Origin of the sequence: Streptomyces sp. NPDC050418 (genome assembly GCF_044458745.1) — a bacterium.
GTDB lineage: Bacteria > Actinomycetota > Actinomycetes > Streptomycetales > Streptomycetaceae > Streptomyces.
Genome location: NZ_JBITIG010000001.1, coordinates 649671 through 662504 on the forward strand (window position 1 = coordinate 649671; position 12834 = coordinate 662504).

The window sequence follows — 12834 nt, forward strand, 5'->3', positions numbered from 1 at the left end:
CCCGCCTCGGCCACGAGCGGCCACAAAGAGCCGCAAAGCGGAGGCGGAATGCGCCCCCTTCACGCCCCCGGCCGCTTCCACACGCCGGGCCGCTCGCTCCCGTCCCCACGTGTAGCCGAACCGTTCCTCCATCGCCTGCCTTCAGGCCAGCGAACACGCGTTCCCACTGGCCGGCACGCCTGGGGCGTACGAGCCCTCGGGCGAAGCGCGGAGCGCGTGAGATCGACACCCGAAACCCCGGCACTTCGGACCTACCCCGGCACTCCCGGACCCTCGTCTCAGGATGCGGAATGAACTTGGCTCAAACTTTGAGTCCAATTCCGGCCCGGACTCGGGCGACTGTGTCCGGATTCTGTCGCTCATTGAAGACACTCTGAGCGTTCGGAGGCGGTCCGGGGACCCGGTCTGCCATATGCCGCTGAAACTGTTGCCGCGGGCATGTGGCAGGCGGATGGACGAGGGGAATGCCTCCGGCGTGGACCGGACACGCGCACCGCACCTGACGCCCCGTTACGGAATGTCAACTGTCTGTTTTTCCGCCAAAGTTGCGAGACGATCTTGTGGGAGCTCCCAGCTTCAACAAGATGGTGTGGTGGTCTGTTCGGGACGGGACCACTTCGAAGAAAGCTCCTGCTCGAACAACCCTGCGAGCAGGCTTTTCACGGAGGAAGGCTCGCGATGGACACCATGGACAGCTACTTCACCAGCCGTCGGCACCATCAACTCCGCGAACAGGTCAGGGGTTTCGCCGAACGGGAAGTGCGACCACGGATCCCGGCCATGGAGGAGTCGCGCACCACGGCCCATGGCATATCCCGGCTGATCGCCCGCCAGGGCTGGCTCGGCGCCACCATCGCCAAGGAGTACGGCGGCATGGGCGCGGGGCACTTGGCCAAGACCCTCATCATCGAGGAACTCTCCCGCGTCAGCGGGGCGATGGGCGCCATGGTGCAGGCCTCCCAGCTGGGAGTGGCCAAGATCGTGCACTTCGGCAGCGACGAGCAGAAGAAGACCTGGCTGCCCGCAGTGGCCGCCGGTGACTGTCTGCCGACGATCGCCGTGACCGAGCACGACTCGGGCGGCCATGTCCTCGGGATGACGGCGAGCGCCGTCCGCGACGGCGACGACTATGTGCTCAACGGCCGCAAGGTGTACGTCGGCAACAGCCACGTGGGCGATCTCCACGGTGTCGTCGTGCGGACCGGACCCGGCTCCAAGGGGCTCACCGCGTTCCTGGTGGAGGCGGACCGGCCGGGCTTCTCGCTGGGTGAGCAGCGGCCCGCGATGGGCCTGCACGGTTTCAGCTTCGGTGAGCTGATCTTCGACAACTGCCGGGTGCCCGCGGGCAATCGGCTGGGCGACGAGGGCGAGGGCCTGTCCGTCGCGTACTCCTCCAGCGTGCTCTACGGGCGCGCGAACCTCACCGCCGTATCGCTCGGCATCCACCAGGCGCTGGTCGAGGAGACGACACGGTTCTGCGCGGAGCGGGAGCGCTACGGCAAGCCGCTGCACGCGCTGCCCAACGTCAAGATCAAGCTGGGGCAGATGCAGTCCCGTCTGATGACGGCCCGCCTCGCCGCGTACCACGCGGTGCATCTGCTGGACCGGGGCAAGGACTGCGACGCGGAGCTGATGAACGCCAAGGTCGTCAACGTCGAGTCGGCGCTGGACACCGCACGCAACGCGATGGAGATCCACGCGGCCGCGGGCCTGTTCACGGACCGGCCCATCGAGCGCTTCCTGCGCGACGCGCACCATATCTTCGCGCCCGCGGGCACCTCGGACGTCCAGCTGCTGAGGCTCGCCGAAGTGGCCCTCGGCACGGCGAAGGGCAGCTGGTCGCAACGGCTGAGCGAGCTCGTCCGCACGGACCAGCCGACCACGCTCGATGACGCGGCCGCGCTGGAGGAGCCGTCCTGGACCGAGGCCGCTTCCTGGGGCCAGGTGCCTCCGCAGCGCACGCACTGTGCCGGCAAGGTCTGAAACGCCCTTGCCGGTGACGGGTTCCGTCCGGGGTGCCGGTCCGCCGCGGGCGCGGGCCTGAGCGCCGGTGGTCAGATCCTGCCGTCCTCCCGGCGGTGGATCTGCTCGATGAGCTCGGCGGCCATCGTCTTGATCGTGTCGAGTCCCGCCCTCCCCCAGGGGCGCGGCTCGGTGTCGACCACGCAGATGGTGCCGAGCGCCATCCCCGTACGGTCGATGAGCGGGGCGCCCAGGTAGGAGCGGATGCCGATCTCGTCCACGACAGGATTGCCCGCGAAGCGCGGGTAGTCGCAGACGTCCTCCAGGACGAGGGCCTTGCGGCGCACCACGACGTGCGGGCAGTAGCCGTGATCGCGCGCCATGTAGCGGCTGACCCCCGAGCCGGCCGCGGCCGCGCCCAGTTCGCTGCCCGAGTGGGTGCCGGTCGGGGTGTGCAGTCCGGCGAAGAACTGCCGGTTCTCGTCGATGAAGTTGACCATCGAGAACGGAGCCCCGGTGACCTCGGCGAGCCGGTCCGCGAAGGCGTCGAAGGCCGGGTCGGGCTGCTCGCCCAGACCGAGCTGGCGCAGCCGCTGCACCCGGCTCGGCGCGTCCTTGTCGATGGGCGTGAGCAGCAGATGCCCGGTGGGGTCGTACGTCATGTCGTTGCTCCAAAGCTCGGGGCCGGAGTGGTCTTGGTGAGCAGATGCTGGACGAGGGTCACCAGGGTCTGGATGCCGGAGGAGGAGATCCTGGCGTCGCACAGGACGACCGGGACCTCGGGCCGCAGATCTATGGCGGCCCGTACTTCCTCGGGTTCGTAGCGGAAGGCGCCGTCGAATTCGTTGACCGCGACGACGAAGCCGATGCCGCGGCGTTCGAAGAAGTCGACCGCGGCGAAGCAGTCCTCCAGTCGGCGGGTGTCGGCCAGGATGACCGCGCCGAGCGCGCCTTCGGACAGCTCGTCCCACATGAACCAGAAGCGCTCCTGGCCGGGGGTGCCGAAGAGATAGAGCACATTGCGCGCGTCGAGGGTGATCCGGCCGAAGTCCATCGCGACGGTCGTGGTCGACTTGTGCTCGATGCCGTCGAGCCGGTCGGTGCCGACGCTGACCGTCGTGAGCAGCTCTTCGGTGCTCAGGGGTTCGATCTCGCTGACGGCGCCCACGAACGTCGTCTTGCCGACCCCGAAGCCGCCCGCGACGAGGATCTTGAGCGCGGTGGGGAAGTCGTCCTGGGCGAAGGCGTCAGAGCCGTCGTCGTAGGCCATCGAGCACTGCCTCCAATAGCGACCGGTCGGTCGGGTTCTGCGTGCGGAACGACGGGGCCTTCGCGGTGAGCGCCCCGCAGTCGACGAGGTCCGAGAGCACCACCTTCGTGACCACGGCGGGGAGCCGTAAGTGCGCCGCCACCTCGGCGACCGAAGTGGGCCGGGATCCGATCAGACCGAGCGCGTCGGTGTGTTCGGGTCCCATCTGACCGGCCGGCAGGGCGCCGGTGGTCATCACCATCGAGAGAAGATCCAGGGCAGCGGTCGGCCGGGTCCGCCCGTTGCTCACGGTGTACGGGCGCACGAGCCGGCCGGCCGCGTCGTCGAGCCACGGCCCGTCCTGCGGGGCCGCCATGCTCAGAGCCTCGGACCGGACTCGGCGGTCTGCCTGGCTGGGGTGATGAGGTAGGGCCGGACGCTCTTCACCAGCATCGCCATCTCGTAGCCGAGCACGGCCGCGTCTGCGTCGCGTCCGGCGAGGACCGCGAGACAGGTGCCGGAGCCCGCGGTGGAGACGAAGAGCAGGGTGGAGTCCAGTTCGACGACGACCTGGCGCACCTCTCCCCCGTCCCCGAACCGCGCACCCGCGCTGCGGCCGAGCGAGTAGAGCCCGGAGGCCAGCGCGGCCATGTGGTCGGCGCTGTCGGTGTCGAGTCCGTGGACGGACTTGACCAGTCCGTCGGAGGAGAGGAGCACCGCGCTACGGGTGTGCGGCACTCGCTGCACCAGGCCGCTCAACAGCCAGTCGAGATCGGAGACATGGCCGGTCGGCACATCGCTCGCCATGGTGGATCGACTCCTTGGGGTACGAGGGTCAAGAGGCGGGATTACGGAAGAGGCGGGTAAGCCGGTCATCCGGTCGGGTCAACTCCCCGGCTGCGGATGCCCTGTTCACGGTCCTGGGTGGGGTCCTGGGGCGTGTCCTGTGCCTCGGCGAGCCCGATGCCCCGCTGGAAGGCGGCCATCAGTCCCGGGTCGTGGCCGACGAGGTGCCCGCTGTCGGGGCGGGCGGGAGGCTCGTCGCGGAGCTGGGGGGCGAGGTGTTCCTGGGCGCGGCGCTTGGGCAGCTGGGGGCGGCCCATGGTGCCGCGCACCGCACCCTGCACCGGCGGGGGCGAGGTGTGGTGCTCCGTGGCGGCGGAGCGGTCCTCGGGGCGGATGCCGGGGACGGCGTCGGCGGGGGTGCCACGGTCGTCGTGGTGGGCGCGCAGCGGGAGCGGCGCGCTCCCGTTGGTCCGGGTGCCGTTGCCCGCGACCGGGAGCGAGGCGGTGGTGGGCTGGTACGGCGTGGTGGTGCGCTGCGGCTGCTCCGGTACGTGGCCGACCGACGAGGCCGGCAGGGAGTGCGAGGCGAGCGCGGGGGTCTCGGTGGCGCGGGCCACGGGCTGCGGCTGGGCCTGGGGCAGCGGCTGCGGGGCGGGCGTGAGCTGGGGAGGCTCGGCGCCTGCGGCCTGCACGCGCGGCTGTTCGGTGGTGGCCGGGCCGGACGGCTGCCCGTTCTGCCGGCTGCTCTGCTCCCGGCCGTTCTGCTCCCGGCCGGACTGCTGCGCCGCCGGATCGGAGCCGAGGAGGCCCTGCGGCAGGACGATGACGGCCTGGATGCCGCCGTAGATGTTGGACTGCAGCCGCACCGCGACCCCGTGCCGCCGGGCGAGGGCGGAGACCACGAAGAGACCGATCCGTCCGTCGGACAGGAGGCTCGCGACGTTCACCTGGTCGGGGTCGGCGAGCAGGGCGTTCATCTTGTTCTGCTCGGTGACCGGCATGCCGAGCCCCCGGTCCTCGACCTCGACCGCGAGGCCGGCCGTGACATGGCTGGCGCGCAGGAGGACCTGGGTGTGCGGGGCCGAGAACACCGTGGCGTTCTCGACGAGTTCGGCGAGGAGGTGGATGACGTCGGCGACGGCGTGGCCGCGCAGGGTGCCGTCGATCGGCGGGACGAGCTTGACCCGGGAGTACTGCTCGACCTCGGCGATGGCCGAGCGGAGCACTTCGGTCATGGTGACCGGGTTGGACCACTGGCGGCGGGAGATGGCGCCGCCGAGCACCGCGAGGTTCTCCGCGTGCCGGCGGATACGGGTGGCGAGGTGGTCGACGTGGAAGAGGCCCTTGAGCAGCTCGGGGTCCTCGACCTCGTTCTCGAGTTCGTCGAGGAGCTGGATCTCGCGGTGGACCAGGGACTGCAGGCGCCGGGCGAGGTTCACGAAGACCTCGACCTTCTGTTCGCTGCCCGCGTGGCTGGAGAGCTGGGAGGCCTGGACGACGGAGGCGACGGCCATCTCGTGGGCGCGGCCCAACTCCTCGGCCAGCTGCTCGAATTCATCGGGGTCGGAGCTGGGCCGCGGGGGCGCCTTGCGGGGCGGCGGTCCTTCGCCGCGGCGCAGCCGCTCGACGAGCTGGCGCAGATCGGCCTGACTGCGGGCGCTGGACTTGCGCAGGGAGATCAGGCGCTCGCGGACGGCGCGGGCCGAGCGGTCGGCGGCGACGGCTGCCGCGGCCACACCGGCCAGGGCGACTAAGCCCGCGCCGGCGAGCACGATCCAGAGCTTCACGTCGGGGGCGGCGCCGGTCGAGCGCAGGGTGAACAGGACGGCTGCCGCGCCGCACAGGCTCACCGCGATGGCGGGCAGGACCGCAATGCGCAGCAACTGGCGGCGTATGTGCGTCTCGGGCAGCGGTGGGACGGCGCGGCTCGGCTGCCTGCCGTGCCGCCCGCCCTCACGGCGGTCTGCGCGTGCGGCCGGTTCGCGGAGGTTCGACATCGGCGTCCTCGGGTGGAATTCGCTTGGTCTGGTGCTACGTGTGGATCCGGGATGCTGCAGGGGGTGGAGCAGTCCGGTGCCGACCGGCATGCCGAGGGGTGCGATGTGGCAGCACCGCACGGCCGCTCTGTCCGGGCACTGGCTTGCGTCCGGCGCGTAGATCGGCGAACACACACGGTAGTCGCGAACGCATCATGTGCGAGGGGCAGTTGACAAAGTCGAGCAATCCCCGCCGGGCTCTGCTATGGGCATTCGTACTGGTGAACGAAGGTATGCGAGGTCTGTTCGCCTCCGTAACCGGAGTCTCACCGGCCACAGCCTCTCATGCCTTGGGCACTTGCCCCAACTGGCGTTCGCCTGACGGCTGTTGAGCACGCGATCGCGGGCGGTGACACGCGCCGGGACGCGCGCCTCGACACACCCCGACGCGCCCCGTCGGGAACTCCTGGACGGGGTGTGCGTGCCCCGGCGGACGGGGCGCCGGCCTAATTGACGGGTGTCGCCGTGGGAATGGACGTCTTCGGTGCGGTGGCCGTGGCCTGGGCCGCGACGGTGCGCCACCACGGGTCCACCGGGAGCGGGCCCGCGGGCTCGAAGGGGAGGCCCGGGTGGGGCAGGGCGACGGAGACGCCCGCCTCCCGCGCCGCGGCGAGCGTGCCCTCGCCCGGCTCCTCCCACGGGTGCGGGGCGAGGTTGAAGGTGCCCCAGTGGATCGGCAGCAGCACGCCGTGCGCGCCGCCCTGGAGGTCGAGGTGCGCGCGGACGCCTTCGTCGGGCCGCATGTGAATGTCCGGCCACCACTCCGAGTAGGCGCCGATCTGGATCATCGTCAGGTCGAAGGGCCCGTGCTCGCGGCCGATGTCGGCGAAGCCCGGGAAGTAGCCGGTGTCGCCGCTGTGGAACACACGGTGCTGGTCCGAGGCGACCGCCCAGGACGCCCACAGCGTGTGCTGCTGGTTGCGCAGCCCGCGCCCGCAGAAGTGCCGGGCCGGGGTGGCGGTCAGGGTGAGCCCGTTGACCTTGGTCGACTCATGCCAGTCGAGCTCGCGCAGCCGGTCGGGCGACACACCCCAGTGCTCCAGGTGCGCGCCGACGCCGAGCGGCACGGCGAACACGGTGTCCGTACCGGCCAGGGCCTGGATCGTGGGCAGGTCGAGGTGGTCGTAGTGGTCGTGCGAGATCACCACCACGTCGACGGGCCCGAGCGCCGCGAGCGGCAGCGGCACGGGGTGCAGCCGCTTCGGACCGGCGAACGCGAACGGCGAGCAGCGCTCACCCCACACCGGGTCGAAGAGGACCCGGCGGCCGTCGATCTCGGCCAGCACGCTCGAGTGCCCCATCCAGGTGATCCGCAACCCGCTCACCGGGGGCTTCGCGAGGTCCGCGAGCGTGGTGGGGTGCACCGGGATCGTGCCCGCAGGCGCGCGCCGCACCCGCTGTTCCTTGTCGAAGTACGTCTTGGCGAACTCGACCTTGGAACCGTGCGGCCCGGGCTTGCCCTCGACCGGGTTCTGGAACGTCCCGTTCGCGAAGTGCGGTGACCTGCGGATGCGCTCCATCCGCTCCCCGGCCGGGTCCGCGCCGAACGCGAGGGGCCTGAGCGAGCGGAGAGACGAACTCAGGGAACGCGAGGCGGTCACGGCAGCTCCAGAGTGGGGGTCGCGGGGGCTTCATTATCAGCGCGCGTGCATCCACGGAGCGGCGTACACCTCGGCGTCATGCTCTGCTCAACGCGGGAGCCGCGCCCAAGATTCCGCATGCCGAGGGGTGGATGGCGCGGGACACGGCCGCAGTCCCGCGCGCTCGGGCGGCTCACCCCCGGCGTGCCATATCCCACGCGGCCGCTCGCCCGAACGTATGCCCGAGGCGTCCTAGAATGTCGCCCCGTGAACTCCGGCGCCCGACCCCGCCCCGACCGGACGCCGGCCGTGGCCCGCGTCGCCGGCCTGCTCGGCGCGCTCGGGCTGTGCGGGGTGGCGTGGGTGGACACGCGGGCGGACGGGGACACCGCCCACCTGGCGTTCGTCGTCTGGGCCGCCGTCGGCATCGGGGTCCTGACCGCGGGGATCATCCTGCAGTACGGGCGCCTGCGCGACGGCACCGTGCGCGAGGCCGTGCCCCGTACCCCCCACAATGAGGACACCGCCCGGGCGCACTCCGAGGACACCCCGTCCACGTGCGACGGCGGGACCGCCGCGGGCCGTGTGCCCGCCCCACGACAGGAGAGCCTGCCCGGTGTCACGTCAGCCCGGAGAGCCCCAGCGTCATCAGCCCGGTTCCGCGGGGAGTCCCGCGCCGGGTGAGCGCGCGGGCGGTGCCCGTCGGCCGGGGAGCAAAGCGGCGGGCGAGCAGGCCACGCAGGGGGCGCGGCCCGTTGGCGACAAGGCCCGCCGCAAGCCTCGTACGCGCAAGAAGAGCTCCACCGCGTCGGGTCGGGCGCCCGCCTCGCAGACGTCCGCCTCGCAGACGTCCGCACCGCAGGCTCCCGCGGTTCGGGCTCCTGCCTCCCGGGAGCCGCTGCCGCTCATCACCGAGCGCCCCGACGACCCTGCGCTCCGCGCCGACTGCGCCAATTGCTTCGCGCTCTGCTGCGTCGCGCTCCCGTTCGCCAAGTCCAGCGACTTCGCGATCAACAAGCCGGCCGGCACGCCCTGCCGCAACCTCACGCAGGACTTCCGCTGCGGCATCCATGCCGATCTGCGCACCAAGGGCTTCACGGGCTGCACCGTCTTCGACTGCTTCGGCGCAGGTCAGAAGGTGTCGCAGGTGACGTTCGGCGGTGAGGACTGGCGGTCGTCGAAGGGGACGGCGCGGCGGATGGCCGCGGTGTTCCCGGTGATGCGGCAGCTGCACGAGCTGCTCTTCTATGTGGCGGAGGCCCGGGCGCTCGACGCGGCGCGGGCGGTCCGCGGCGATCTCGACACGGCGTACGCGAAGGTCGACGCCCTGACACGGCAGGACGCCGAGGCCCTGCTCGCGACGGACGTGGACGCCGTACGCGGGGAGGTCAACGCGCTGCTGCTGCGCGCCGGCGATCTCCACCGCGCCCAGGCGCCGGGCCGCCCCCGCAACCACCGCGGCGCCGACCTGTTCGGCGCGAAGCTCGGCCGGGTCGATCTGCGCGGTGCCTCGCTGCGTGGCGCGGTGCTGGTCGCGGCCGATCTGCAGGGTGCGGACCTGCGATGGGCGGATCTGATCGGCGCCGATCTGCGCGACGCGGATCTGCGGGGCGCCGACCTGCGCGACACCGTCTACCTCACGCAGGCCCAACTCGACGCCGCCAAGGGTGACTTGTCGACCCGGCTGCCGAGCGGGCTCCGTGCGCCGGGCCACTGGACGCAAGCCGCGCGTTGACAGCCGGCGGGGCGCCTCCGAATACTGAACGGCCGATCAGTAGCCACACCCCTGGCTCACCCGCACGGCCCACCAGGCCGCATTGCACGGAGGCACCATGCCCGACAGCCCGCTGCTCACGCTCACCTGGACCGACGAGGTCACGGGGCACCGCGGGTACCTCGTCGTGGACCGACTGGTGCGCGGGGTCAGCAGCGGCGGGCTGCGGATGCGGGCGGGCTGCACCCTCGACGAGGTGGCGGGGCTCGCGCGCGGGATGTCACGGAAGGAAGCGCTGCACTACCGGCCGGGCGCCCGTTACATCCCGCTCGGCGGCGCCAAGGGCGGCATCGACTGCGACCCGCGCGCCCCGGAGGCGTACGACGTGCTCGTGCGCTATCTGCGGGCGATGCGCCCCTACATCGAGCACTTCTGGACGACCGGCGAGGACCTCGGCCTCACCCAGGACGTGGTGGACAAGGCCACGGCGGAGGCCGGACTCGTCTCGTCGGTCCAGGCCGTGTACCCGCTGCTCGACGACGAGACCGCGGCGCGGCAGCGGCTGACCGACGCGTTCGCGGTACGGGTGGACGGGATCGGGCTCGACGAACTCGTCGGCGGCTGCGGAGTCGCCGAATCGGCGCTGACCGCCCTGGACCGCGCGGGCGTCCCGTACGCGGAGACCCGCGTGGCCGTGCAGGGGCTCGGCACCATGGGCGGGGCGACCGCGCGCTTCCTCGCGCGGGCCGGTCTGAAGGTGGTCGCCGTCGCGGACGTCCGCGGCACCCTCGCGAACCCCGACGGCCTCGACGTCGAGGCGCTGCTCGCTGCGCGCGACGCCTTCGGCACCGTCGACCGCGCCGCCCTGCGGCCCGCCGACCGTCAGCTCCCGGGCGACGCCTGGCTGTCCGTGGACGCCGACATCCTGGTGCCCGCGGCCGTCTCGTACGCCGTCGACGCGAGCAATCAGGAGCGGATCACCGCGCGCTGGATCGTCGAGGCCGCCAATATGCCGGTCCTGCCCGAGGCCGAGACCCTGCTCGCGGCACGCGGCGTCACCGTGCTGCCGGACGTGGTGGTCAACTCCGGCACGAACGCGTGGTGGTGGTGGACGCTGTTCGGTGACATCGGCGCCGACGCCGACGAGGCCTTCGCGCACACCCGCCGCGCGCTGCGCGACCTGGTCGACGCGGTTCTCACGCGCGCGGAGACGGACGGCACCACCCCGCGTGCCGCCGCCCACGCGCTCGCCGCCGCACGACAGACCGAGATCGACCGGCGCTTCGGCACCTACCGGTGACCCGGAACGGCCGGTTCCGAACATACGTATGAACCCCGCCCCGTCCAGCCTGGTGATCGCCAACTAGGGTGAGGGCGTGGCCAGGGTGCGGTTGAGTGTGGAGGAGCGGCGTGAGGAATTGTTGCGCGCCGCCGTCGAGCAGATCGAGGAACGCGGTGTCGCCGCCGTCCGGATCGCCGATGTCGCGGCCTCGCTCGGGGTGAGCAACGCGCTGGTCCTCTATCACTTCTCGACCAAGGAGAAGCTTGTCGCCGCGGCCTTCGCGCACGCCGCGCAGGCCGATCTCGCCCACCTCGACAAACTCCTCGGCCGCCGCACGACGGCGCTGCGCCGACTGCGTGCCGCGATCCGCTGGTACGCGCCGACGGGCAGCGCCAAGGGCTGGCGGCTCTGGATCGAGGGCTGGGCGGCGGGGCAGCGCGAGCCGACGCTGCGCAAGGTGACCCGCGAACTCGACCAGCGGTGGAAGTGCGCTCTCGCCGAGGTGATCACCGAGGGAACGGCCGCGGGCGAGTTCTCCTGCCCCGACCCGGCGGCCACGGCCCTGCGCCTGACGGCACTGCTCGACGGCCTCGCCGTACAGAACACGGCCTACGCCAAGGGTCCCTCCCGTACGGCGATCCTGACCTGGGTCGACCAGGCCCTGGCCGCGGAACTCGGCCTGGCACGCGAGGCGTTAACGCGGACGGGCCGCTGAGGCGGACGAGGCGCCTAGCCGGACTGGGCGCCGAGGCGGATGGGGCGCCGGGACCACACACCGGGCCGCCGGGCCTGACCCGGCGAGCGTCAACAGTGACGTGCGAAATTCACGCCATCGAGTGAGAGTGCTCCGGCGCACGACTCCGGCCGCATGCACGGCCCATAGATTCGGCGCCGGACACCCCGGCCCCCGGTGTCGCCCATCCGTGGCAGCCGATGACCAGGGGGGATGGTGTTTCCGTACGCGCGCGAGTCCGCGCCTCTCATGCGGCGCGACGGCGACCGGCTCACCGTGGAACTGCACGGAGAGCTGGACATCGCGATGGTCCTGGACATCGAGGATCCACTGCTCCAGGAGCTGCGCCTGCCCACGACCGAGTTGGTCCTCGACCTGCGCCTGCTGACCTTCGTCGACTGCAGCGGCATCGAACTGATCGAACGCCTCCGCCTCCGGCTCGACCTCACCGACGCCACGATGACACTGCTCTGCACGGACCCCTTCGTGCTGCGCATCCTCACGTATCTGGGAGTTCCGGACACCGTGCCCGTACTGCCGCAGCGCCCGGCGGGCCGCTCGTGAGCACCGCTCCCCTAGCCCGACATCAAGTGGCGGATTCCAACTGCATCTTGATGATGTACGGGTCCACACTGCCCTTGGCCTCGACGTGGTCCCCCGAGGACTCCCCGCGCAGCCGGCGCCCGATCCACGGCACCAGGTACTCACGCGCCCACTGGATGTCGTCCCGGCGCACCTCGAGCGTGCTGCGCGGCGGCAGCTCGGGCCAGGCCTGGTCGGGGTCGGCGGGGATCTCCAGACCGAGTACCTGGGCGGCGCGCAGCGCGACGCGGGTGTGGCCTTCGGGCGACAGGTGCAGACGGTCGCCGTCCCAGGCGCGCCGGTCCTGCACGGAGCGCAGCGACCACAGGTCGAGCACCGGGCAGTCGTAGCGGTCGGCGATGGCACGGACATGCGCGGTGTACGTGGCGATCTTGCCGCGCAGATGCTTGAGCACCGGGACGTCGCGGGTGTCGAAGCCGGTGGTCACGACGACGGTGCCGACCGCCGCGGTCAGCTCCGCGACGGCCCGCTCGAAGCGCTCGGCGACATCGTCCGGGTCGGTGCCGGGGCGGATGATGTCGTTGCCGCCGGCGCAGAAGGTGACGAGTTCGGGCGCGAGCTCCAACGCGCGCGGCACCTGGTCCTCGACGATCTGGTCGAGGAGCTTGCCGCGTACGGCCAGATTGGCGTAGCGGAAGCTGTGCTCGGGATGGCGGTCGGCGAGCAGCACCGCGAGCCGGTCCGCCCAGCCGACGAAGGTGCCGTCGGGGCCGGGGTCGCCGACGCCTTCGGTGAAGCTGTCGCCGAGGGCCACATAGGAGGCGAACGCCGCCGGTGTCACGGCGGCGGGGCCTGCGGGTGTCGTCGAGTCGGGGTCTGCGGGTGTCGTCGAATCATCTGCCACGTCGGCATATTTTTCACCCCGGGAAGTGACCTACGCCACCGTAAC

Annotated in this window: 13 protein-coding genes; 6 read left to right on the forward strand and 7 right to left on the reverse strand. The window is 71.6% G+C overall.

What is annotated here, in order from left to right; genetic code table 11:
* Nucleotides 1-687 precede the first annotated feature (687 nt).
* Nucleotides 688-1983 carry an acyl-CoA dehydrogenase family protein gene (locus tag ACIBI4_RS02955; protein WP_399202015.1) on the forward strand — a complete coding sequence of 432 codons (1296 nt, stop codon included), beginning with the start codon at nt 688-690 and terminating at the stop codon, nt 1981-1983.
* A 71-nt stretch (nt 1984-2054) separates the two neighbouring features.
* Here the strand turns inward: ACIBI4_RS02955 and ACIBI4_RS02960 are convergent, their stop codons facing one another.
* The 6 genes from ACIBI4_RS02960 to ACIBI4_RS02985 form a co-directional block, all read right to left on the reverse strand.
* Nucleotides 2055-2624, reverse strand: coding sequence for a GAF domain-containing protein (locus tag ACIBI4_RS02960; protein ID WP_399201752.1), 570 nt, complete (start codon nt 2622-2624; stop codon nt 2055-2057).
* Entirely contained in the window at nt 2621-3232 is a 612-nt protein-coding gene (locus ACIBI4_RS02965; RefSeq protein WP_399201753.1) for a GTP-binding protein, read from the reverse strand. The genes ACIBI4_RS02960 and ACIBI4_RS02965 overlap by 4 nt, the downstream gene beginning before the upstream one ends.
* The gene (locus ACIBI4_RS02970; RefSeq protein WP_399201754.1) at nt 3210-3587 is read right to left on the reverse strand and encodes a DUF742 domain-containing protein; all 378 of its coding nucleotides are present in this window, start codon (nt 3585-3587) and stop codon (nt 3210-3212) included. Before ACIBI4_RS02970 ends, ACIBI4_RS02965 begins: the two co-directional genes overlap by 23 nt.
* Before the next feature lie 2 nt (nt 3588-3589).
* A complete protein-coding gene (locus ACIBI4_RS02975) occupies nt 3590-4018 on the reverse strand; it encodes a roadblock/LC7 domain-containing protein (RefSeq protein WP_399201755.1) in 429 nt (142 codons plus the stop codon).
* Between the two features lie 65 nt (nt 4019-4083).
* Nucleotides 4084-5994, reverse strand: a complete 1911-nt coding sequence (locus tag ACIBI4_RS02980) for a sensor histidine kinase (protein ID WP_399201756.1) — start codon at nt 5992-5994, stop codon at nt 4084-4086.
* Nucleotides 5995-6479: 485 nt separating this feature from the next.
* A complete protein-coding gene (locus tag ACIBI4_RS02985; protein ID WP_399201757.1) occupies nt 6480-7634 on the reverse strand; it encodes an MBL fold metallo-hydrolase in 1155 nt (384 codons plus the stop codon).
* 246 nt (nt 7635-7880) lie between these two features.
* Between ACIBI4_RS02985 and ACIBI4_RS02990 the strand changes: the two genes are divergently transcribed.
* From ACIBI4_RS02990 to ACIBI4_RS03010, 5 genes are all read left to right on the forward strand, one after another.
* Nucleotides 7881-8297: a hypothetical protein gene (locus ACIBI4_RS02990; protein WP_399201758.1), complete on the forward strand. Its 417-nt coding sequence runs from the start codon at nt 7881-7883 to the stop codon at nt 8295-8297.
* Between the two features lie 214 nt (nt 8298-8511).
* The gene (locus ACIBI4_RS02995) at nt 8512-9348 is read left to right on the forward strand and encodes a pentapeptide repeat-containing protein (protein ID WP_399202016.1); all 837 of its coding nucleotides are present in this window, start codon (nt 8512-8514) and stop codon (nt 9346-9348) included.
* Between the two features lie 97 nt (nt 9349-9445).
* Nucleotides 9446-10627, forward strand: a complete 1182-nt coding sequence (locus ACIBI4_RS03000) for a Glu/Leu/Phe/Val dehydrogenase dimerization domain-containing protein (protein WP_399201759.1) — start codon at nt 9446-9448, stop codon at nt 10625-10627.
* 76 nt (nt 10628-10703) lie between these two features.
* Nucleotides 10704-11324: a TetR/AcrR family transcriptional regulator gene (locus ACIBI4_RS03005; RefSeq protein ID WP_399201760.1), complete on the forward strand. Its 621-nt coding sequence runs from the start codon at nt 10704-10706 to the stop codon at nt 11322-11324.
* A gap of 231 nt (nt 11325-11555) precedes the next feature.
* Complete coding sequence (locus tag ACIBI4_RS03010; protein ID WP_399201761.1) at nt 11556-11906, forward strand: STAS domain-containing protein; 351 nt, start codon at nt 11556-11558, stop codon at nt 11904-11906.
* 22 nt (nt 11907-11928) lie between these two features.
* Here ACIBI4_RS03010 and ACIBI4_RS03015 read toward each other — a convergent pair whose 3' ends face one another.
* Nucleotides 11929-12726 carry an SGNH/GDSL hydrolase family protein gene (locus ACIBI4_RS03015; RefSeq protein ID WP_399202017.1) on the reverse strand — a complete coding sequence of 266 codons (798 nt, stop codon included), beginning with the start codon at nt 12724-12726 and terminating at the stop codon, nt 11929-11931.
* Between the last annotated feature and the right edge of the window lie 108 nt (nt 12727-12834).